General features: G+C 42.2%; 21 protein-coding genes. 12 read left to right on the top strand and 9 right to left on the bottom strand.

Features of this window, described 5'->3' with window-relative positions; translation table 11 throughout:
• Positions 1-133 precede the first annotated feature (133 nt).
• Both MTF64_RS16960 and MTF64_RS16965 read left to right on the top strand, forming a co-directional pair.
• Complete coding sequence (locus tag MTF64_RS16960) at positions 134-1534, top strand: M20/M25/M40 family metallo-hydrolase (protein WP_248452081.1); 1401 nt, start codon at positions 134-136, stop codon at positions 1532-1534.
• 93 nt (positions 1535-1627) lie between these two features.
• Positions 1628-2569 (top strand): tetratricopeptide repeat protein, encoded by a 942-nt coding sequence (locus tag MTF64_RS16965; protein ID WP_248452083.1) that lies wholly within the window; start codon positions 1628-1630, stop codon positions 2567-2569.
• An 84-nt stretch (positions 2570-2653) separates the two neighbouring features.
• Here the strand turns inward: MTF64_RS16965 and MTF64_RS16970 are convergent, their stop codons facing one another.
• Complete coding sequence (locus MTF64_RS16970; protein WP_248452084.1) at positions 2654-3559, bottom strand: DUF808 domain-containing protein; 906 nt, start codon at positions 3557-3559, stop codon at positions 2654-2656.
• Positions 3560-3692: 133 nt separating this feature from the next.
• Between MTF64_RS16970 and MTF64_RS16975 the strand changes: the two genes are divergently transcribed.
• The 4 genes from MTF64_RS16975 to MTF64_RS16990 all read left to right on the top strand — a co-directional run bounded on the left by MTF64_RS16975 (position 3693) and on the right by MTF64_RS16990 (position 7261).
• The gene (locus MTF64_RS16975) at positions 3693-3986 is read left to right on the top strand and encodes an MliC family protein (RefSeq protein ID WP_024032060.1); all 294 of its coding nucleotides are present in this window, start codon (positions 3693-3695) and stop codon (positions 3984-3986) included.
• Between the two features lie 412 nt (positions 3987-4398).
• Complete coding sequence (ubiD, locus tag MTF64_RS16980; protein WP_024032061.1) at positions 4399-5865, top strand: 4-hydroxy-3-polyprenylbenzoate decarboxylase; 1467 nt, start codon at positions 4399-4401, stop codon at positions 5863-5865.
• A 103-nt stretch (positions 5866-5968) separates the two neighbouring features.
• Positions 5969-6682, top strand: a complete 714-nt coding sequence (fre, locus tag MTF64_RS16985) for an NAD(P)H-flavin reductase (protein ID WP_248452085.1) — start codon at positions 5969-5971, stop codon at positions 6680-6682.
• Between the two features lie 162 nt (positions 6683-6844).
• A complete protein-coding gene (locus MTF64_RS16990; RefSeq protein WP_004588969.1) occupies positions 6845-7261 on the top strand; it encodes a CBS domain-containing protein in 417 nt (138 codons plus the stop codon).
• A gap of 46 nt (positions 7262-7307) precedes the next feature.
• Here the strand turns inward: MTF64_RS16990 and add are convergent, their stop codons facing one another.
• From add to cyaY, 8 genes are all read right to left on the bottom strand, one after another.
• Positions 7308-8309, bottom strand: coding sequence for an adenosine deaminase (add, locus tag MTF64_RS16995; RefSeq protein ID WP_248452086.1), 1002 nt, complete (start codon positions 8307-8309; stop codon positions 7308-7310).
• A gap of 138 nt (positions 8310-8447) precedes the next feature.
• Positions 8448-11138: a CHASE domain-containing protein gene (locus MTF64_RS17000; RefSeq protein ID WP_248452088.1), complete on the bottom strand. Its 2691-nt coding sequence runs from the start codon at positions 11136-11138 to the stop codon at positions 8448-8450.
• Between the two features lie 46 nt (positions 11139-11184).
• Positions 11185-12294 carry a heme biosynthesis HemY N-terminal domain-containing protein gene (locus MTF64_RS17005; protein WP_024032065.1) on the bottom strand — a complete coding sequence of 370 codons (1110 nt, stop codon included), beginning with the start codon at positions 12292-12294 and terminating at the stop codon, positions 11185-11187.
• Positions 12291-14123 carry a uroporphyrinogen-III synthase gene (locus MTF64_RS17010; protein WP_248452089.1) on the bottom strand — a complete coding sequence of 611 codons (1833 nt, stop codon included), beginning with the start codon at positions 14121-14123 and terminating at the stop codon, positions 12291-12293. The genes MTF64_RS17005 and MTF64_RS17010 overlap by 4 nt, the downstream gene beginning before the upstream one ends.
• On the bottom strand, positions 14124-15062 hold the full coding sequence (gene hemC, locus MTF64_RS17015) for a hydroxymethylbilane synthase (RefSeq protein ID WP_029773745.1): 939 nt from the start codon (positions 15060-15062) through the stop codon (positions 14124-14126).
• Between the two features lie 35 nt (positions 15063-15097).
• Positions 15098-16033 (bottom strand): DUF2914 domain-containing protein, encoded by a 936-nt coding sequence (locus MTF64_RS17020; protein WP_248452090.1) that lies wholly within the window; start codon positions 16031-16033, stop codon positions 15098-15100.
• Between the two features lie 21 nt (positions 16034-16054).
• The gene (locus MTF64_RS17025; protein ID WP_024032069.1) at positions 16055-16711 is read right to left on the bottom strand and encodes an alpha/beta fold hydrolase; all 657 of its coding nucleotides are present in this window, start codon (positions 16709-16711) and stop codon (positions 16055-16057) included.
• A complete protein-coding gene (gene cyaY / locus MTF64_RS17030) occupies positions 16708-17031 on the bottom strand; it encodes an iron donor protein CyaY (protein ID WP_004588977.1) in 324 nt (107 codons plus the stop codon). The genes MTF64_RS17025 and cyaY overlap by 4 nt, the downstream gene beginning before the upstream one ends.
• Before the next feature lie 148 nt (positions 17032-17179).
• Here cyaY and MTF64_RS17035 point away from each other — a divergent pair, with 148 nt between their 5' ends.
• The 6 genes from MTF64_RS17035 to MTF64_RS17060 all read left to right on the top strand — a co-directional run bounded on the left by MTF64_RS17035 (position 17180) and on the right by MTF64_RS17060 (position 21787).
• The gene (locus tag MTF64_RS17035) at positions 17180-17371 is read left to right on the top strand and encodes a lipoprotein (RefSeq protein ID WP_004588978.1); all 192 of its coding nucleotides are present in this window, start codon (positions 17180-17182) and stop codon (positions 17369-17371) included.
• Positions 17372-18625, top strand: a complete 1254-nt coding sequence (gene lysA / locus MTF64_RS17040) for a diaminopimelate decarboxylase (protein WP_029773748.1) — start codon at positions 17372-17374, stop codon at positions 18623-18625.
• A gap of 64 nt (positions 18626-18689) precedes the next feature.
• Positions 18690-19520, top strand: coding sequence for a diaminopimelate epimerase (dapF, locus tag MTF64_RS17045; protein WP_004588980.1), 831 nt, complete (start codon positions 18690-18692; stop codon positions 19518-19520).
• Positions 19517-20128, top strand: a complete 612-nt coding sequence (locus MTF64_RS17050; RefSeq protein ID WP_024032071.1) for a DUF484 family protein — start codon at positions 19517-19519, stop codon at positions 20126-20128. The genes dapF and MTF64_RS17050 overlap by 4 nt, the downstream gene beginning before the upstream one ends.
• A complete protein-coding gene (locus MTF64_RS17055) occupies positions 20125-21069 on the top strand; it encodes a tyrosine recombinase XerC (protein WP_029773749.1) in 945 nt (314 codons plus the stop codon). The genes MTF64_RS17050 and MTF64_RS17055 overlap by 4 nt, the downstream gene beginning before the upstream one ends.
• A 10-nt stretch (positions 21070-21079) precedes the next feature.
• Entirely contained in the window at positions 21080-21787 is a 708-nt protein-coding gene (locus MTF64_RS17060; protein WP_248452092.1) for an HAD-IA family hydrolase, read from the top strand.
• Positions 21788-21809: the final 22 nt, after the last annotated feature.

Genomic DNA, 21809 nt, shown 5'->3' on the forward strand with positions numbered 1-21809 from the left:
ATAAAGCCCGCACAATAATAATTGTGCGGGCTTTTTACTGCCTATTAAAAACACCACTGCATTCATCTCATCTATTTTTTAAAGCCTTTAAAAAGTGCTCTAATACACTTAATTATAAAAAGGCTTACTCTATATGAAAAAAATTATTACAGCGCTACTAATGACTAGCAGCCTCAGCGTTAGCGCAAACAATGCAGAATTCACCACAATGCAATTACAACAGGTTGATGATGTGCGCACTGCTGCACTTAAAAGCCATTTAAGCTACGAGCTACTCGAGTCACTCACAACAGAAGTTGGCCCTCGCTTACCCGGCACTGAAAACGATAAAAAAGCAGTAGCATGGGCTAAAGCAAAATTTAACGAACTTGGTTTTGATAAAGTATGGCTTGAAGAAGCAACATTTCCAAAATGGCGCCGTTATAGCGAAAGCGGAAAAATACTCACCCCAAGTGAGCAACCTTTGCATTTAACTGCGCTGGGTAATAGTGTAAGCACACCTGATGATGGCATTAGTGCACCGGTTGTGTTGTTTGAAACATTGGATGAGCTAATTGCAGCACCAGCAAATAGCTTAGAAGGTAAAATTGCCTATATTAATTACCGCATGAACCGCGACATAGACGGCAACGGATACGGCCCCGCAGTAAAAGCACGTGCCACAGGCGCAATTGAGGCTGCAAAAAAAGGCGCGGTTGCTTACATGATGCGCTCAGTGAGCACAGCTCACCATCGCTTTGCTCACACTGGTGGTAGTTATTATAAAGAAGGGGTTAAAAAAATACCTAACGTAACTATTGCCAACCCGGATGCGGATCAAATAGCGCGCTTAGTGGCTTTAAACAAAAAGGTAACGGTTAATATAAATGTACAAACACAAAGCCTAGGAGAAGGCACAAGCTATAACGTTATAGGCCAATTTAATGGCACCGAAAACCCAGAACAATATGTGTTAATTGGCGGCCACCTAGACTCATGGGATTTAGGCACTGGCGCATTAGATGATGGTGCAGGTGTTGCGCTAACAATGGCTGCGGCTAAACACATTAGCGATGTTAAACGCCCTAAGCGCAGTATTCGTGTTGTACTGTTTGCAGCAGAAGAGCTTGGACTTTGGGGTGCAAAAGCTTACTTTGCACAACACAAAAGTGACTTACACAATATAGTTGCAGCTGCTGAGTCGGACTTTGGCGCCGATGTAGTATATGGTTTTGAGTCGAATGTTAATGCGGCTTCTCTGCCAGTAGTACGTGCCATAGCAAAAGAGCTGGCTGCGTTAAACATTGAGTACATTGGTAAAAACCAGGCTAACGGCGGGCCTGATTTAATCCCATTTAAAAAAGCGGTGTCGGCACCTATATTTGAGTTAGCTCAAGATGGCACTGATTACTTTGATTACCATCACACAGCTGATGACACACTCGATAAAGTAACGCCTGCTAAACTGCGCCAAAATACCGCTGCGTATGCTGTATTTGCGTTAATGGCAGCAGATGCCAAAACAACAATTCAACCGAAAGCGCAGGCTAACTAATAACTGACATACTTACTTACAGTTTGTCGCTTTGATAAACGCACTCCTTGTTTTACCTTTATATAAATTAAATAAAACAAGGAGTGTGCGGGCATGTTGCTTTTCAATACGAGTCAGTCGTTCCCTCATTTTGCACAAACACAGTGCTGCCCTAACTGCCATAGCCGCGCCTATCATTTAATAAACCAAAGTCGTTTTTTACGCTTTACGGTTATTCCGGTTCTACCTTTAGCACTAAACTATAAATACGAATGCTATCAATGCGGCCATAATGCGCCTGTAAAATTAAAGCAGTTACCGACGTTTGAAATTTTCACTCTACCTAAATACTTTATAGGGGTACTTTTAGCATTATGGGTGGGGTTATTTTTTTACCAACAACACGCTGCTGCGCAAGCGCAAAAGCAAAGCTACTTAACTAACCCTAAAGCCTACGATACGTATTTAGTACACGCTGATAAATTTACTCATGAGCCATGGACACTCACCAACTTAAAAGTTGCGCAAGTTTTAAGTTTTGACGAGCAGTTTATTACGTTTCAAGTAAGTAACTACAGCTATAAGCGCAACAAAGGCATTACTACTGCAATGCGTACCAGCTTATTGGTACAAACAGGTTACTTCTCAGATGACAAAATTACTTTGCCTCGTAGCGAAGTAAAAAGACTTTACAGCGACGGGGTGATTTACGACGTACTGCGCCCCTCAGCAAATAGTTTATATGGTGGTTTTGTAATGTTTCCACCAAAACCAAAACCGCTATATAAAGGCTTAAAGCTCGACAAAAATAACCAACAGGGCATTACGTATTTTAAAAACGGACAGTATAGCGATGCGCTTGAGAGTTTTACTCTAGCCGCAAATGCCGGCTCGCAATGGGGGCAGCTCAATCTTGCGCAAATGTACCGAGATGGACAAGGCGTGACTCAAAATTTACAAACAGCAAAACATTGGTATGAGCAGGCAGTAGCGCAAGGTAATAGCAAAGCGAAATATGAGCTAGAACAGCTTTGTGAAAACAGCCAATGTAAATAACCTAAGGCTGTATTTAAAATAATGATTAGGCTGCGCTTTGATGAAAATATAAAACAAAGCGCAGCCTAAAAATTCACACAGCAGCTATTTATTAAATATTTTTGTATAAACTAAATGCAGAATAACAATGCATAGCCCCGCTACTACTCCTAATAATCCGTCAAATATAAGGGGGGCTAATGTTTCGCCGGTGCCATTTAATAACGACTTACCTATGGTTATTACTTCTAATTGCCAATGATGTAGTAGCTCAATACCGTGGGATAAAATGCCGCCACCGACTAAAAACATGGCCACCGTGCCGGCAAAGGCTAAAAATTGCATAAGCCTTGGCGCTGCAGCTAATAACCCCTTACCAAGCATCTCTTTAAATTTATTAGCCGACACCTTTGATTGATTAAGCAAATACAACCCTGCGTCATCAAGCTTTACAATACCGGCTACAAGGCCGTATACACCTATGGTCATTAATACGGCTATAACACACAGTACAAGCGCCTGATTTACAAGTGTGGCACCTGCAACCGTTCCTAAGGTGATCACTATAATTTCGGCTGAGAGAATAAAGTCGGTGCGTATGGCTCCTTTTACTTTTTGCTTTTCATACTCAGCTGGGTCTAATTGCTGCGACTCATCAACCTCTTTTTCGGGGTGAGGTAAAAACCGAGCAAATACTTTCTCAGCGCCTTCAAAACATAAAAATAAGCCACCAATTATTAGCAGCGGGGTTATTAACCAAGGCAGCCATACACTTATGAGCAATGCACCAGGCACCAAAATGGCTTTATTTAAAAATGAGCCCTTTGCCACAGCCCAAACTACGGGTAATTCGCGGTCGGCTGTAACCCCTGTAACTTGCTGAGCATTAAGTGCTAAGTCGTCACCAAGTACACCGGCTGTTTTTTTAGTGGCGACTTTACTCATTGTGGCAATGTCATCAAGTAAGGTGGTTATATCATCAAGTAATGTTAAAAGGTTAATGCCTGCCATGTTGCTTCCTAGCTAAAAAATAATGCTATCAACATAGCGTAATCCGTAATTTTCACCAACGGTTAATTTTGCTTTGTTATGCTGATTAAACACACTGATTTTTATCAATGGCAAACTTACTTAGGGGATATAAATGAAAGCATTGGTGGTTATTTTTACAAGCATGCTGGTTTTATCAGCCTGTAGTAATGAGTCTAAAAGTACCCACTACTTATGCAACGAGCGCGTAGTAGAATTAGCCCACCAAGGAGCGGGGGCAACACTTACTTTAAATGAGCAAACATATACGCTTAATAAAGAGCCGAGCGCATCAGGGGTAAAGTATATTAATGAGCGAGTGCTATTTTGGTCTAAAGCCGATGAAGCGATGTTGATTGTTTCAGGTAATAAATACCACTGCCAACTTCAACAAGCCGACGCCTTATAGTTTTGTCGTTCGCGATTTAAACTTTTTCTTTTTTCTCATCGTAATAAATAGCCTGTTTTTACGCTATCACTGACTAGGGTGTGTTGAAATTTGCGGATTGAAATTTATTCAATCTAGGGGCGATTAAGTCGCGGCGCGAGGTTTGTAACCTAGTGGGCTAAGTAAAAACCAAGCAACAAAGAGTTTATCGCCCCTAGGCAGAACCCTAAGGGCAGCGCATGTTTGGCATTTATGCTGCGTTATCGCCTATTTATGGGGAATAACCACACTTCATAGGCTCTGCCTTGCCTAAAAGCCAAACACACTGCTGCAAATTCAACCATCAAAGTTCAACACACCCTTAACAACTGCACATGCATTTGTTGTTTAGTTGGGTATAATACTTTCACTTTTTGCTTAGTAGCGGCCTACCATGAAATATAAAGATTTACGTGATTTTATCGATTTGCTTGAAAAAAAAGGCGAACTTAAACGTATTACTCAAGAAATCGACCCGTATCTTGAAATGACCGAAATAGCCGACCGTACATTACGTGCTAAAGGCCCCGCATTATTGTTCGAAAACCCAAAAGGTCACAGCATGCCTGTGCTTGCAAACTTATTTGGTACACCTAAGCGCGTTGCTATGGGCATGGGCCAAGAAGATGTAAGCGAGCTGCGTGAAGTTGGCAAGCTACTCGCTTTTTTAAAAGAGCCCGAGCCACCAAAAGGGATTAAAGAAGCACTAGGGCAAATTCCGGTATTTAAACAAGTACTCAATATGCCGGCTAAAGAAGTTAAAAAAGCACCGTGCCAACAAGTTGTTCTAGAAGGTGACGAGGTAGATTTAACTAAGTTACCAATACAGCATTGTTGGCCTGGAGATGCCGCTCCCCTTATTACTTGGGGTTTAACCGTTACCAAAGGGCCTTATAAAAAGCGCCAAAATTTGGGTATTTACCGCCAGCAGCTATTAGGTAAAAATAAAATAATTATGCGTTGGTTATCGCATCGCGGTGGCGCACTCGATTTTCAAGAATGGTGTAAAGAAAACCCCGGTGAGCCTTACCCAGTTTCGGTTGCATTAGGAGCAGATCCTGCCACTATTTTAGGTGCGGTGACACCTGTGCCAGACACGTTAAGCGAATATGCCTTTGCTGGCTTACTGCGCGGTAGTAAAACCGAAGTGGTTAAGTCAATTTCAAATGACTTACAAGTCCCTGCCAGTGCCGAAATAGTACTTGAAGGCTACATTATGCCTGGCGAAATGGCTCCCGAGGGGCCATATGGCGATCACACTGGTTATTACAATGAAGTTGATGACTTTCCTGTGATGACAGTGACCCATTTAACACACCGCAAAAACCCAATTTACCACAGTACATTTACCGGCCGTCCACCTGATGAGCCAGCTATTTTAGGTGTGGCATTAAACGAAGTGTTTGTGCCTATATTGCAAAAGCAGTTTCCAGAAATCGTCGACTTTTACTTGCCACCCGAAGGCTGCTCTTACCGTATGGCCGTGGTAACCATGAAAAAACAATACCCAGGCCATGCTAAGCGCGTAATGATGGGCGTATGGTCGTTTTTACGACAGTTTATGTACACTAAGTTTGTTATTGTTTGCGATGATGATGTAAATGCCCGTGACTGGAACGATGTTATTTGGGCCATCACTACCCGTATGGACCCTGCGCGCGACACCACATTAATTGAAAACACGCCAATAGATTACCTCGATTTTGCATCGCCGGTATCTGGGCTTGGCTCAAAAATGGGCATGGATGCAACAAATAAGTGGCCAGGTGAAACCGACCGCGAATGGGGCGAGCCAATTGTCATGGATAAAGCGACAAAAGATCGTGTTGACGAAATTTGGCAAAGTCTCGATATACTTTAAGCACGCTAAGTGAATATAAACAGGCTATAAAATAACCCCGCAGATATGTTAATATTGCTCCACTTAACTGCATATCTGCGTAAACGCTGCTAAAAGGTAAAAAATGCAAACATTAAAAGCTGAAGTTGTTGCCATCAGCCCACTTACAGAATTTGTTCATAAAGTAATTTTAAAGCCTCAACAACCTGTTACGTTTGAAGCTGGCCAATACATGCAACTTGTACTTGGCGAAAAAGACAAGCGCGCATTTTCGATTGCAAGTCGTCCATCGCAATGTGATGAAATAGAGCTTCATATTGGCGCCTCTAAAGCCGATTCATACGCAATGCAATCGCTTGAGCATTTGCGTAATGCGCATCAAAATAATACACCGGTAGACATAGAAGCCGGCCTTGGTGTATCGCAACTACGTCTACAATGCGAGCGCCCTATTATTTTATTGGCTGGCGGCACTGGTTTTTCTTATGCAAAATCAATGGCTGATCACTTAGCTGAAATTAACTGCGACCGCCCGGTACTATTTTACTGGGGTGTTAAAGAAGAGTCTGCATTGTATGCTCACAGCGAAATGCAAGCATGGGCAGAGAGTAACGAGCACTTTAAATTTATTCCTGTTGTAGAAAACCCATCTGCTAATTGGCAAGGCCACACCGGGTTTGTACACAAAGCAGTAATGCAAGATATTGTGTCGTTAGAACCTTACGACATTTATATGGCTGGTCGCTTTGACATGATTGGCATTGTCCGTGATGACTTTATTGCTCACGGTGCCGTTCGCGAAAACATGTTCGCTGACGCATTTGCGTTTATAAAATAAATTTTTATTTATAATACAAAGGCGCCCCATGGCGCCTTTGTTATTTCTATCAAATTTAAGCTATTAATTGGTATAACCTATTACTTTAATCAGTATAAACAATTTCCTAAATTCCTATCTATAAACCATACTTTGTATAGAACATCAGCGGGAGAGACCCAAATGTTAAATACAAAAGTAAAAGATTTTATGCAACGTAAGTTGCCACACATTACCCCAAATACCGAAATGACCACCGCCATTAGTGAGCTGCAAAAGTTTAACTTATTAGGTGCTCCAGTATTTGATGACAATAAATCGCTGGTTGGTTTTATATCTGAGCAAGAGCTGTTAAAACCATTAATGCGAAGCAGCTATTTTTGCGATGGCGTTGTAAAAGTTTCGCAGCTTATGCAAACCGAAGTTGTAACCGTTAATGCCGATACCAACATCATCGAGCTTGCAGAGCAAATGAAAACAGGAAAGCCAAAAAACTACCCCGTTGTTGAGGGTGATACCGTGATAGGGCTGATTGGCCGAAGCGATGTATTAAAAGCACTGTTTGATAATTACGTGAGCTGCCAAACAAAAGTAAGCTAACATAAAAAATGCCGCTAATAAGCGGCATTTTATGTATTAAGCGTGTTTAACGTGCTGCAGCAAGCGCAGTTAATGCGCTTTTATCGCTGTCGCTTAAAAATGCAATCTCTAAGGCATTAGCTTGCGCCTTATGCATATCGGCTTGTGTTAAACCCGCCTTTGGCGCAGCCACTAAATATTCATGCTCAATTTCAATGCCCTCTACAGCCGGATCGTCGGTATTAATACACGCTAAAATACCGTGATCTAAAAACTGTTTAAGGGGGTGTTTAGCTAAATCGTTTACGGTACTGGTTTGAATATTACTGGTTAAGCACGACTCAATACCAATGCGGTTATCGCGCAGGTAGTCCATTAGTTGAGGGTCTTCAATTGCTTTTACCCCATGACCTATACGGCTTGCACCTAACTCATTAATGGCTTGCCAAATACTCGCTGCGCCCAGCGCTTCACCGGCATGAATGGTAGCGGCAAGGTAAGCGTCTCTTACTTGCTTAAATTGTTCGACAAAAAGCTCTCCCGGAAAACCAATTTCATCTCCGGCTAAATCAATCGCCACTAAATCATTTTTAAAGGCAAGTAATGCGTCAAGCTCCTCCTGGCAGGTTTTAACACCATAAGTACGCGACATAATACCAATTAAGTTTGCTTTAATATTGGCGCCTTGAGTAGCCGATTTAATACCATCAACCACGGCCTCAACCACCCCTTGCGGGTGTAAACCTTGGCTTTGTGCCATATAATACGGGCTAAAGCGAAGCTCTACATAATCAAGTCCCTGCGCTTGAGCATCTTCTATGTTTTCAACTGCAATGCGTCTACAGGCGTCGTAGTCGCCCAGTACCGTTACACCCCAGTCGAGCTTTTGCAAAAATGCCATTAAATCAGGCTCAGGATCAATAACTTGCACATGAGGGATAAGCGCCTCTACGTTATCAGCAGGTAGCGTAATATTAAACTGTCGACCAAGCTCTAGTATGGTTTGCGCACGTACATTGCCATCTAAATGACGATGAATATCTAGCAGAGGTAATTTTTTATTTATCATAATAGCGACTCGGTTAGGTTAAAATTGCGCGCATGATACGCAGGTACAGTTATTTTTCAAGTGTAGAGCAGTTAAAGTAAATATTAGCGGTCATATGTCTGCTTTTCACTCAAAAAGTGAACAAAATTAGGTTTTTATTCACTTATTTTGATGAGCTAAGTGATGCCAGAGTGTTTTAAATAAGGTATTTGCTTCAATGGGTTTAGTAATATAATTATCCATACCGCTGGCAACTGCTTTTTTAACATCGTCATCGTGGGCATTAGCAGATAAGCCAATAATAGGTAGGTCAAACAAACCAAGTTCATTACGAATAACTCGCGTGGCTTCAAGGCCATCCATTTTTGGCATTTGTATATCCATAAGCACAATGTCGTAGGTATGCTCTGTCAGCTTTTCAATCGCCTCAAAACCATCATTAGCAATATCAGCAACGCACCCTTTGGTTTTTAAAATAGCGCTCGCGACGTGCTGATTTAATGGGTTATCTTCAACAAGCAATAATTTATAATCTGCAAAAGAAAGCGTACTAACATCTATCTCATCATATTGTTGCTTTATTTGCTCAGCCTTTGGTAGCGGCGAATAAATTGGCAGGCTAAAGGTAAACGTAGAACCGTGCCCTTCGTGGCTTATTAAATCAATTTCTCCACCCATCAACTCTACAAGCTTTTTGCATATACTTAAACCCAAGCCCGTGCCGCCATATTGACGCGAGGTAGAGCTATCTGCTTGTGCAAACGGTTTAAAGAGCTGTTTTTGCGCCTCTTTACTAATACCAATACCGGTATCGTTAATGCTAAAGTAAGTCATTTTTTTAGATTGCCACACTTTGAGTGTGATGCTGCCTTTAGCCGTAAACTTAATGGCATTATTGATTAGGTTTAGCAAAACTTGTTTTAAGCGTATTGGGTCGGTGTTGATAACCAAGTTACTTGATTTATCGTAATCAAGCATAAATTCTAGCGACTTTGCTTCTATATCAAACTGCAGCAAATTAGCCACTTCTTCACTGAGTGTGCCTACATCAATTGGCTCTTGAATTAAATCAAGTTTACCTGCTTCCATTTTAGAAAAATCGAGCACATCATTTAATACTCTTAGCAGTACGCCCAGTGCCCCATCTGCTTGCTCAATATAGCTGCGAGCTTGCTGCCAATCGTTTTGCTGTAGGGCTAAATAATGCAGCCCTTTAATACCATTAATAGGCGTGCGAACTTCGTGGCTCATATTTGCTAAAAACTGGCTTTTTATTTCATTGGCTTCATCGGCCTTTTGCTTTTCTAAGCGTAAAATTTTTGTTTGTTTTGCTACCTGCTCACGTATACGAATATTGGTACCCGTTACCGATATTAAAAAGGTAATAAGCAGCCAAACAAATAACATGCCTGCTATTTGTGCAAGCCAGTAAACTAACCATGACTCTCGTTGCATTGGCTGATGCAGCTCCACCTGCCACACCCGCTTACCTACCAATAACTTATAGTCTTTTAACGGCAATAGTTGCTGGTGATCGGCAATAAAAATAGGCTGTGCATTATTCTCTGTTGTGGTGTCTGTAAAGCTCACTGCAACGCCGTTGTTTTGATCAAATAACACCGCGTTAGATAGTCTTTCTAAACTAACAACGGCTACCACAAAACCTTTAAAATCGTCTTCGGTAATATTGTTGCCAAACACCGGATGAAAAAACAACACGCCGCGCTCAGCTTCGTTTTGTACTAAATTTATTGGCTCACTGATCACCAACTCATTTAACACTTTTGCTTTTATTAATGCAGATCGCCTTACCTCATTTGAGGCAAGATCAAAGCCAATTACGTCTTCATTTCCCGACAAAGGATGTGCGTATTGTACGGGGTAGTAAAAATCTCGTGGGGGTGCGGCCTGCCAACTGCCATCTTTTGCTCTTTCTTTTAAGCTATATTTAGCCAGCTCGGTGTTGTTATTAGCCTCTATATACTGAGCTAGGTTTTCACTTGGTAAGTAGGGCACCCACTCAAATGCTAAAATTTCTTCGCTGTAACTAAGCTGCTTAGAAGTAAACTGCTTAAATTCAGTAAAGCTCACATCGTCACTACTAGAAAAAAAGGTCGCCAGTAAGGCGAGATGTGCTGTTATTTCGTTAATTTTATTGTTGATAGCATCTTGAGTGGCTAATATTTTCAGCTCTTCTTTTTGAATGTTTTTTTCTTTTTTTACACTGGCCGCGCCATAAAAGCTAATACTTATAACCATATAAATTAACAGTGAGGGCAGTATAACTTGTAGGCGATAATTTACCTGTGAATAATTAAATGCCGCCAGCATAAGCGGAGTAAAAACAAGCACTCCAATACTGTCGCCTATCCACCACGCTATAAACGTATCCCAACCGGCTTGAGACACAATAACGCCATTAAAAATTAATAAGCTGGTGCCTACACCTGCAGCTATAACACAGCACAATGGGCCGGCAACAACGAGGCTTTGAATACAGTGTTTTAAAGAAGATAAATCGAGTGGTGCTTTAATCACTTTAGTGACCAATTGGCTACCTACCCATGCTTGTAAAGTAGCAGCAAAGGTAACAGCCGCAGCATGCATAAATACACTTAACTGAAATATCGCTGAGGCGCTTTCTAAATGAATGAGGTTAGTAAAAAAAGCCCCTAAAACAATACCTAGTAAGCTCTTTCTGCCCCAAATTAAAAAGCCAGCAAGCGCAATTCCCGAAGGCGGCCACACAGCCACTGCGTAGCCATCTATCGCTAATAGTAAATTACTAAAATATCCGGTAAAAAAGTAAGCGCACGCTAAACTTACAGTGACAATGAAAAAGTGTTTCAACCCAATGCTCCCGAATATCAAAGCTGCAAAAGTATAAGTGTAGCCTTTATTGATACAAAACGAGTGCTTTATCGGCTTGTGCGGTATTTTTATAGCTAAGCGCTGCTTGCTGAGCAAATTGCTTTTTGTTTTCGATATTCAAGGCTTTATCAAAAACCTTTGCGGCTAACTCATAATCGCCTTGAGCATTAGCTAAACACGCAAGCGAGAGTAATAATGCGTTGTTTGCATCATCTTTTTTCAGGCGCTCTTGAATACTACTTTGAAGCTTTACAGCCTCTGCCGAGGTGGCGTTACTTAATATATTGGCCAGCTGAGCATGTTGCTCGTCGTGCTTCACCATTTTAATTAAGTCACTTTCAATCGCACTTAACTGGCCCACTTTAGCCATTTGCATTAAGTAAGCTGTATTAGCATGAGCTTGTAGCTTTTTAGGAAGTTGTTTATATTTTTCAGTGATTTTATCGCTAGCTTGTGCATTAAAATAGGCATTAAACAGCTGTGTCCACTGCGCATCGTTAAGGACTTTTTTACGAAGTAAACGCGGTAAAAAGTCTTCAAGTGCACTAAAGTGCTGTTGCTGTACAAGTATTTCGGCGTATAGCTTAAGCTCAAGTGGTGTCGCTTTTTTTGAATCGCTGTTAGCACGCATTTGCGATTCTATTGCACTGCTATCGCCACTGGCTATCCAAAGTTTAGCAACGTTAAGTTGCTGCTCTGGGCTAATTTCAAATAAACGCTCTAGAGCTTTGTCGGTTTGGTTATTAGCAAGCGCTGCTTTTGCTAATAGCGCTAAGCGTATATCTTCAAACTTACTGGGTACACTATTACCTGATAACGTTTGCTCAACAAGCTCGTAATCATCGTTTATTGCACTCCATAAGGCTTGCTCTATAGCTGCTTGCTTTCGCTCTTCGCTACGCGCAAAGAAACCATGTTTAGTATTATGATAAATCGACAATAAATAGCGCACTAATTTGTAAGTTAAAAACAAAATAGTTGCACTAATTACCGCCATAATACAAAACGATACAATCGTGCCTTCAATCGTGGTGTTGTTAAACGAGATCAGCACATAGCCTTTTTCATCCAGTACAAATGGCGTAATCGCTAAAACTAAAACAATCGCAACAATTAATACTATAAGCCCTATCATTGCGCCCACTCCTTAACCTGCTGTGTACTTTGTAAGTTTACTTCAGGGTTAAAGTTTAATGGCTCTTTTTCTAGGCTAGTTAGTGCATTTATAACCACTTTTGTCGCCTCGTCATCTTGTTTAAAGTACTCATTAACAAGACGCTTTGCCTCACTTATGGCACTAAAATAAATGCTCGCTTGTTTGCTCATTAATGCATCTTGAGCTTGCGTCACATTTAATTTAATACGTTGATTAATTAAGTGGCGCTCCTGATCGGTTAGCAGTGGCTCTATAGCAACCCCTTCGTGCTGGCGAATAGTAATAAAGCTATCAACTAGCTTATTCCAGCTATTACTTAGGTTTTGCTGCCAATCGCTTACATCTTCACTCAAGGCATTTTTTTCAATTTCTGCTGCTTCTTGCGGTATGTTAACGACATTAAATGCAAGCTTATCTATGTTTGATAACACACTATTAAGTTTTAAGTAAATGGCTTCTGTTGGGATAGGTTTTAAGCTATCTAGTGTTTGAATGTCTTGTGTTATTGCTTGACGAACTGCAACAGTACCTGGGTGTTCACTCAATAAGGCATCTAAGCGTTTAAGTACAGCGCTGGCACCTTGGTAATCTTTTTCAGCCCACAGTTTAAACTCAGCCATACGTTGTAAGCTGGTTACTTCTTGCGGGTTTAGTGAAGCGCCTTGCTGCTGAGCTTGTTGCAATGCTGCTTTTAATTGTTGCTGGTTACTCTCTGCACTTTCATTAAGCGCAGCTGCCACTTTTTGCTCACTATTGAACAATGCTTGCTGAAGATTAGATTGCGCCGACTTGAGCGCCTGTAACTCTTGTGACAATAACGCGTTTTCTTCTTTTAGTTCATTAACAGCTACATTTTGGGCTTTACCTGCATTGAGTTTTTGGTAAAACTCATACCCCACACCACAGGCAACAATAAGCGAAATGATCAGCGCTAATACCGCTAATTTACTTATTTTTTGCTTATCGTTATGTGGTTTACTGTGTGCTTTAGCTGCCTCTTTTTTTTGTGCAGAGGCCGCTGCCTTAGTGGTTGGTGTATTATCTGCCGTTACTGGCTTTGACTGTTCGCTCATCTTGCTACCTTGCTGTTTTATGCAGGAAAACATAGCGGTATCGCTTGCCCCTGCGGCAATGTGTATATTAGCCGAGCTTACCTGTTGCTGTTGTAAATAAGCGGCTATACGCTCGCTAGCAACATAAAATCGGCACTGTTGTAACCACTGTAACTGTTGTTCAGTCAGGTTATTAAATATTGCATCAACTGCTGCATTACTGGTTATGACTATACCTTGTACTTTCAGGCTTTGCCAGTGGTCTGTCCAGTTGGTTTTTTCAGCGCTTATTGGCTCGCGCTTGTATACCACACAGTTATTTAAAAATGCCCCACGCGCCTTTAAGGTTTTGGCAATATCAGGGCGCCCCGCTTGGCCTTTTACTAATACAATATTGCTACCATCAACCTCAGCTAACGAGTTTAGCGCCAATAACCCTTCAGAATCATGTAGCTTAGGCACTGCTGCTCGCACGCCAAATAACGCATAAATAGTATCTGCAGTTTGCTGCCCTACTGCGTAAAATTGCGCTTTGGTATTTATTGTTGGCTTTAATTGCGCAAGGGCAGTAACGGCATCTTGAGAGATAAAAATAATTTTATCGGCATTAATTAGCGGGCTTAGCTCGGTAGTAGAAGGCGTAAGGTAGGATATTTTTAAAACAGGAAATAATGACGCCTGATAACCCGCTTGCTCAAGTTGCTGAGCAAGGGCTGCGCCTTTTCCTTCGGGCCGAGTTATCAGGATATGTGTCATTTATGCGTCTCTATATACTTCTGCTAATATTTTGTCGGCGCCTTGCGCTAATAATTTTTTAGCAAGCTGCACACCGATAGCTTCTGCATCATTTATATGACCGGTTACTTCGTCATGTAAAATTTCACTACCATCTACCGCACCCACTAAGCCGCGTAAATGCACTTGCTCGCCATCAACTAATGCGTAGGCACCAATTGGTACTTGGCAGCCACCTTCTAAATGACGATTCATAGCACGCTCTGCATTTACACGAATGCGTGTTTGGGTATGCTCAAGTGGGGCCAATAAGGCTTTTGTTACTTCATCATCAATGCGACATTCAATGCCGACTGCACCTTGTCCGTTAGCAGGTAGAGATACCTCAGGCTCGATATAATCAGCAATACGCTCGTCCATTTTTAAACGTAGCAGTCCGGCTGCGGCTAAAATAATCGCATCGTACTGGCCATCATCTAGCTTAGCTAAACGAGTATTAACATTACCACGTAAGTCTTTAATGACTAAATCAGGGCGCAAAGCTCTAATTTGGCACTGACGACGAAGGCTAGAAGTACCGACTACAGCGCCTTGTGGTAATTCGCTTAAATTGGCAAAGTTATTTGATACAAACGCGTCGCGCGGGTCTTCACGCTCACAAATTGTGTGCAGTGCTAAGCCTTCTGGAAATTCTACGGGTACATCTTTCATTGAATGCACTGCTATATCCGCGCGACCATCTAACATTGCCTGCTCAAGCTCTTTAACAAACAAGCCTTTACCACCAATTTTAGCAAGCGGTGTATCTAAAATAATATCCCCTTGAGTAGACATAGGGACTAATTCTACGCGCACATCAGCATGAAAATGCTCAAGCTGTGCTTTTACAAATTCAGCCTGCCAAAGCGCTAAAGCACTTTTACGGGTTGCAATGCGTACTAACTTTGTTTTTTCTGTCATAGGGGTATCCAAATAGTTACAGCTAATAGCCAAGCTTAATTAGCTAAAATTCTAAATTCTTTTTGAGCAATTAAATTACCTTGCTCATCAACAACATCTACACGCCAATGGCCTGTTTGTGTATTCATAATATTTTTGGTTGAGTACGTTCTGTAGCGCGGCGAGGTAACATTAAGCGAAATCTCAGCCATAGTTTCACCCTCATAAGACCATACATGCTTTACTTGTTGGCCTTGTAGGTTTTTAAGCTCACTAAAAAACGAAAGTGCCTCTTCAAACTGATTTAAGCGGATATCTGCAGCAAATACATTCGTGGGCTCGCGCTTACTTACTTTGCGAGTAAGCACTGCACGGCTAATTTTACCTGTATCAATTTGTGCGCCTAACGCAACACTGGCAATGTGCGCATTAGATGAAAAACCTTCACTGCTAGTTAGCGAGCCGTCGTCGTTTTCAATATCTGTGAACTGTTCATTGGGTGATGCGCTTAACTGCGTGCTTGTAAGCGGCTGATTAGCGATAGGCTCAGCGAGTTCAGTATCTGATTGCTCAATAACAGAAACTTGATTGCTTTGAACGCTAGCAATTGGTTCTATATCCGTTTGCTCATTATTGCTTTGCGCTAACGAAGTATTATTAACGCTTTCATCCTCAAGCACCGCTGGCGCAACATCTGCTATATCATTTATAAGCTCATTTGGGCGCGTTTGCTCGTCATTTATACTCACCGTGGGCTCAACATTATCTGCTGTGTTGTCGCTTAAAGGTGAATACGGCGATTGCTCATTAGATTGCTCGCCCTGCTCGGCATTTACCGAGCTAGTTAAGCCATACACAACCGCTGCAGAGGTCATTGCTACCAACATAGAAACACTCGCAATACGACGCCAATGCCACTCGTAGCTTACATTAGGTACACTATTTTGTGGTTCGCGTTTTACATTTGCTTTAATAACTATTTTTTGACTCATATTGACCTCAGCGGCTCCAAATTAGCTTAAACGGGCAATTAACCATTGGCGAATAGCTTGCAGTTCTTCTGCGCAAACCTGATGAGCCATAGGGTATTCTTGCCAGCTTACATCCATGTTATGTGCTGTTAATACTTCAAACGCACTTCTACCCGCGCTATGCGGCACTACATTATCTTGGCTACCATGAGCCATAAATACATTTAAATCAGTATGCTTTGCTTCTTGCGCTAGCTTTTCAGGCACGCACATATAAGTAGACAGCGCCATAACACCTGCAAGTTTGTGCTCAAATCGCGGCGCTAAATGTAAAGACACCACGCCCCCTTGCGAAAAGCCCGCCAAAATAATTTTATCGGCAGGTATACCATTTTCAATTTCTTGATTGATCAGGGCTTGCACTTTTTCGGCTGAATCTCTCACGCCTTGTTCATCGGCACGTTTGTCTAATTCTATAGATTTAATGTCGTACCACGAGCGCATTTCCATGCCACCATTTATGGTGACCGGTTGAATAGGCGCATGCGGAAAAATAAATCGTATACCAAGCTCACTGGGTAAGTTAAGTTGCGGTGCAACCGGAGCAAAGCCATCGCCAGAGTCGCCTAAACCATGTAACCAAATAACAGTGGCTTTGTGCTCACCTTGCGCTGGGTATTGTGCAAACTCTAAACTCATAAGCTTGATTGCCACTTAATTTCTTGGCCAGCTTGGCGAGTAGACGCTTGGTTCATAAACTCCCAAAACTCTGCGCCCGAGCGGTTATCAATCCACTGGCCGTCACGCATTTCAAAATGGTGGCCATTAAATTTAGTCGCAACCCACACTTGATGCAAAGGCGCTTGTTTGTTAATTACAATTTTACTTTTATCAGGGAAAATTATTTCTAAAATACCCTCTGCCGATTCGTAGTCTAAATCTGCTTCGCAATCATCAACTTGCTCTTCAATTGTGAACATAAGAGCTTCGGCTAATTGGTGATATTCGTGTTCAGTCATTGTAATTTTCCTTTGCAGGCGAGCTGCCTAATATTGGATACGGTTTATATACAGCTAGTGTAACAGGAATAAAATCATCCGCGAATAGCTGCATTTTTTAGATATTCTGTTACTCTGCGATTATAAAGCCAGCAACCGTATTAATCTAATGAAAGCGACACATACCTTACAATTAAAACGACTATATATAAGTACTTTACTGCTAAGTGCATTAGCTGGCTGCGGCCAAAGCGGGCCTTTGTATTTACCAGAACAACAGGCTGAGCAAAACACACCCCCTAATACGGCACAGCCAACGCCCGTAAAAAAAACCAACACAGAGCAAGTGCAGGAGCAATAAATGGATTATTTTAACTATCAAAACAATCAATTATTTGCCGAAGATGTCAGTATTGCCACAATTGCTCAGCACTATGGTACGCCGTGTTATGTGTACTCGCGTGCTACTTTTGAGCGCCATTATTTAGCCTTTGCAAATGCCACTAAAAATCATAAAAGCTTGGTGTGCTACGCAGTTAAAGCTAATTCTAATATTGCAGTATTAAATATATTAGCGCGTTTAGGCTCAGGGTTTGACATAGTGTCTAAAGGTGAGCTGGCGCGTGTAATAAAAGCCGGCGGTGATGCCAGTAAAGTGGTGTTTTCAGGTGTGGCTAAAACCGCCGACGAAATTGCTTATGCACTAAAGTTAGGTATTAAATGTTTTAACGTTGAATCGGCCTCAGAGCTTGAGCGTATTTCTGAGGTAGCGTGCGAGTTAAATTTAGAAGCCCCTATTTCTATTCGTGTAAACCCTGATATAGATGCCAAAACACACCCGTATATTTCTACCGGTTTAAAAGAAAACAAATTTGGTATCGATATTCAAACGGCTGTGAGCGTTTATCAGCATGCGGCGTCTTTACCTGGTCTAAAAGTCACTGGTGTAGATTGCCACATAGGCTCGCAATTAACTGAGGTTAAACCTTTTTTAGAAGCGCTTGATAAGCTAATGGCATTAATAGATGAGCTTAAAGCAAATGGTATTGAGCTTACTCATTTAGATATTGGCGGCGGGTTAGGCGTTCCTTACAATGATGAACAGCCACCTCACCCAAGTGAATATGCTGCGCAAGTTACCGAGCGCTTAGCCAATTACAAACACCTTGAACTTATTTTTGAGCCAGGGCGCGCTATAGCCGCTAATGCTGGAATTTTAGTTACGCAGGTTGAATTTATTAAGCAAAACCAAGATAAATTTTTTGCCATTGTCGATGCGGGTATGAACGACATGCTTCGCCCTTCGCTTTATCAGGCATGGCAAAAAATCATTCCTGTATCGGTGCGTGATGACGACACTCCAACACATAACTTTGATATTGTGGGCCCAGTGTGCGAAACCGGCGACTTTTTAGGAAAAGACCGCGAGCTAGCGCTTAAGCAAGGCGACTTATTGGCGCAGCGAAGTGCTGGTGCCTATGGTTTTACAATGAGTTCAAACTACAACTCTCGCCCACGCGTGGCCGAAATAATGGTAGATGGTGAGCAACACCACCTTATTCGCCAACGCGAAACCATCGAGAGCCTTTATCAAGGTGAGAAAATTTTACCATAAACGTTTTTGTTAAGGCGCTGCTCTGTGGCATGATTAGCGCAGAGCAAACCCGAATTAGAGCGCTATGTTAGTTAATTTTTCCAAAATGCACGGCTTAGGCAACGACTTTGTTGTAATTGATAACATTACACAAAATGTATTTTTGTCTCGCGATCAAATCAAAAAACTGGCTGATCGCCACTTTGGTATTGGCTTTGACCAATTACTTATGGTTGAAGCCCCTTACTCCCCTGATCTCGACTTCCATTACCGTATATTTAATGCCGATGGCAATGAAGTAGAACAATGCGGAAATGGCGCACGCTGTTTTGCCCGCTTTGTGCGCATGAAAGGCTTAACTAACAAGCACAAAATTAGTGTCTCGACTAAGTCGGGCAACCTCACGCTATACATAGAAAAAGACGGGCAAGTGACGGTAAACATGGGCCATCCTAATTTTGAGCCTGCTAAAATCCCGCTTAAAGCCAGCAAGCGAGAACTAACTTATATAATAAGAGCCCAAGAGCACACTGTATTTAGTGGCGCTGTGTCTATGGGTAATCCGCATTGCGTGTTAGAAGTTGACGATATAGCTACCGCACAAGTTGAGGTGCTTGGTCCGCTGCTTGAAAACCACGAACGTTTTCCAAATCGTGCCAATATTGGCTTTATGCAGGTGGTATCGCAAGATCATATTAAACTTAGGGTATGGGAGCGCGGCGTTAGTGAAACCCTAGCGTGTGGCACGGGTGCCTGCGCAGCAATGGTAATTGGCCACATTCAAAGCAAACTTAACACCACGGTACAAGTTGATTTACCCGGCGGCACTTTACAAGTACGTTGGAGCGGCGAAGGCCACCCTGTCCGCATGACCGGCCCAGCCGAGCATGTATTTGATGGGCAAGTTGCCTTATGAGCGAGCTAACAAAAGAGCAAGTCGCTGAGTATTTAGCGCGCCACCCTGATTTTTTAATAGAGCAGCCAGAGCTGCTTGCACAACTTGAGTTACATCACAAAACGCAAGGCGCCACCTCGCTTGTGCACATACAACAGCGCCAATTGCGCGAGCACAATACTCAGTTAAAAAATCAAATACACAGTATGAGCGAACACGCTACGCAAAATGAGCTAGTGTATCGCTTGTTTAGCCAATGCCACCGCCAACTGTGGACAAACTACGACTTTAATACGCTTGCCGCAAATTTGCGCAATATTATTTGTACCAGCCCACACATTAGCGAGTGTAGGTTGGTTAAATACAACAACACTTTAGATGGGCTTATTGAGCACCGCCTTAGCCAATTTGGGCACTACTTAGGACGCGTTAATCAGCAAGAGCGTGAGCTATTATTTTGCGAAAACACGCAGTCTTCTGCTATTTATCTTATTGGTTGCGCTGAAAAACCCGTCGCTATATTGGCCTTTGGCAGCCATGATGAAAACCATTTTGAACCCGCACAAGATAATCTATTCGTGCTTGATTTTGTTCATGCATTGCAACTTAGGCTGTTGGAATTGGCATGAGCGACGAGACGCCTAACACTGAGCAATTAAGTGAGCATTGGCGTACACCCATTCATTTATTTAGTGACTATTTAAAGTACGAAAGACAGTACTCAGAGCACACTGTAAATCAGTATGTTAGCCAACTAAACTTTGCCGCCCTGTATTTTAGTAAATTATGTGATGACTGGTTTGGCGTACAAGGCGAGCATATTCGCCGCTACAGCATGGCGCTTCGTTCAAAGCAATTAAGTGGGCGCACTATTAGTTTAAAATTAAGCTGCATTCGTAGTTTGTATAAATTTTTAAAAGCCAAAAACATTGCTCAGCATGCGCATTATCATAATCCAGCACAAGGCATTAAAGGGCCTAAATTTTCTAAGCCTTTGCCTAAAAATCTCGATGTAGATCAGATGGCAAGCCTACTAGAGATTAACGATGACGACCCATTAGCCATACGAGACAAAGCTATGATGGAGCTTATGTATTCATCTGGACTGCGCATTAGCGAGTTAGTTGGCACCAACTTACGCGATATAAACACCGCAAGCGGCGAAATATTAGTCAAAGGTAAAGGTAACAAAGAGCGCCTCATTCCCGTGGGTCGCAAAGCGCTCACAGCGTTAAAAAACTGGCTCAACATACGGGGGCAATTTGCAAAGCCTGACGAAATGGCGGTGTTTTTAAGCAGTAAAAAAAATCGTATTTCGGTTCGCCAAGTTCGCTTACGCATGCAAGAGTGGGGAATAAAACAAGGCATTAGCTCACAAGTGCACCCGCATAAACTTCGCCACTCGTTTGCCTCTCATATTTTAGAATCATCTGGCGATTTACGCGCTGTGCAAGAATTATTAGGGCACAGTAGTTTATCGGCTACGCAAGTATATACGCATTTAGATTTTCAGCATTTAGCAAAAGTGTACGACAACACTCATCCGCGCGCTAAAAAACAAACCGATTAGGAATGTAATTATGATCCGATTTAATCGTGCTCCTCGCCCTTTTTCAGTTATGAGCTTTGATTTAGACGACACACTGTATAACAACCACCCCATAATAAAAGCCGCGGTTAAAGCCCAGCAAGATTATTTAAACGCGCTACCCAGCTACTTACAACAAGGCCCAAAATACTGGCAACAATGCCGCAACGAGGCTGTATTACAGTTACCAGAGCTTGCTGATAATGTAACTAAATGGCGCCAACATACGCTACGCTTAGCCCTTTCAAAGCTAGATTTTAATGAGCAAGAGGTAGAGCATCATGCCGATGCTGCCTATAACGCCTTTGCCGATGCGCGCAGTAAAATAGTGGTAACCGACGACGTACTAAAGCTGCTAGATAACTTAGCCCAGCACTTTACGCTGGTTGCAATAACCAATGGCAATGTTGAAATTGAGCGCTTTAACTTACGCGATAAATTTGCGCTAGTATTGCAAGCTGGTATGCACGGTAAAGCCAAACCCCACGGTACACTGTTTGATAAAGCCGCCGTGCACTTAAACGTGGCTAAAAGTGAAATTTTACATATTGGCGATAGCCTAGATACCGACGTACAAGGCGCTAATAATGCAGGCTGCCAATCGGTTTGGTTAAACGACCAAGGCGCGGCTTATCACTACAAAGGCCTTGCCGATGTTGAAATTGCGAATATTCATGCCTTAGCGCACTTTATCAAATAGCCTAAATAGAACGAAGAGGTTG

Origin of the sequence: Pseudoalteromonas sp. 2CM41L (assembly GCF_023161905.1) — a bacterium.
GTDB classification, from domain to species: domain Bacteria; phylum Pseudomonadota; class Gammaproteobacteria; order Enterobacterales; family Alteromonadaceae; genus Pseudoalteromonas; species Pseudoalteromonas atlantica.

Coding starts and splice junctions, on each gene's coding strand:
- fre (WP_248452085.1), top strand. CDS start 5,969: ATGCAAACATTAAAAGCTGAAGTTGTTGCCATCAGCCCACTTACAGAA.
- lysA (WP_029773748.1), top strand. CDS start 17,372: ATGGATTATTTTAACTATCAAAACAATCAATTATTTGCCGAAGATGTC.
- MTF64_RS16960 (WP_248452081.1), top strand. CDS start 134: ATGAAAAAAATTATTACAGCGCTACTAATGACTAGCAGCCTCAGCGTT.
- cyaY (WP_004588977.1), bottom strand. CDS start 17,031: ATGACTGAACACGAATATCACCAATTAGCCGAAGCTCTTATGTTCACA.
- MTF64_RS17055 (WP_029773749.1), top strand. CDS start 20,125: ATGAGCGACGAGACGCCTAACACTGAGCAATTAAGTGAGCATTGGCGT.
- MTF64_RS17060 (WP_248452092.1), top strand. CDS start 21,080: ATGATCCGATTTAATCGTGCTCCTCGCCCTTTTTCAGTTATGAGCTTT.
- MTF64_RS16965 (WP_248452083.1), top strand. CDS start 1,628: ATGTTGCTTTTCAATACGAGTCAGTCGTTCCCTCATTTTGCACAAACA.
- add (WP_248452086.1), bottom strand. CDS start 8,309: ATGATAAATAAAAAATTACCTCTGCTAGATATTCATCGTCATTTAGAT.
- ubiD (WP_024032061.1), top strand. CDS start 4,399: ATGAAATATAAAGATTTACGTGATTTTATCGATTTGCTTGAAAAAAAA.
- MTF64_RS16990 (WP_004588969.1), top strand. CDS start 6,845: ATGTTAAATACAAAAGTAAAAGATTTTATGCAACGTAAGTTGCCACAC.
- MTF64_RS17020 (WP_248452090.1), bottom strand. CDS start 16,033: ATGAGTCAAAAAATAGTTATTAAAGCAAATGTAAAACGCGAACCACAA.
- MTF64_RS17035 (WP_004588978.1), top strand. CDS start 17,180: ATGAAAGCGACACATACCTTACAATTAAAACGACTATATATAAGTACT.
- MTF64_RS17010 (WP_248452089.1), bottom strand. CDS start 14,123: ATGACACATATCCTGATAACTCGGCCCGAAGGAAAAGGCGCAGCCCTT.
- MTF64_RS16975 (WP_024032060.1), top strand. CDS start 3,693: ATGAAAGCATTGGTGGTTATTTTTACAAGCATGCTGGTTTTATCAGCC.
- dapF (WP_004588980.1), top strand. CDS start 18,690: ATGTTAGTTAATTTTTCCAAAATGCACGGCTTAGGCAACGACTTTGTT.
- hemC (WP_029773745.1), bottom strand. CDS start 15,062: ATGACAGAAAAAACAAAGTTAGTACGCATTGCAACCCGTAAAAGTGCT.
- MTF64_RS17025 (WP_024032069.1), bottom strand. CDS start 16,711: ATGAGTTTAGAGTTTGCACAATACCCAGCGCAAGGTGAGCACAAAGCC.
- MTF64_RS16970 (WP_248452084.1), bottom strand. CDS start 3,559: ATGGCAGGCATTAACCTTTTAACATTACTTGATGATATAACCACCTTA.
- MTF64_RS17050 (WP_024032071.1), top strand. CDS start 19,517: ATGAGCGAGCTAACAAAAGAGCAAGTCGCTGAGTATTTAGCGCGCCAC.
- MTF64_RS17005 (WP_024032065.1), bottom strand. CDS start 12,294: ATGATAGGGCTTATAGTATTAATTGTTGCGATTGTTTTAGTTTTAGCG.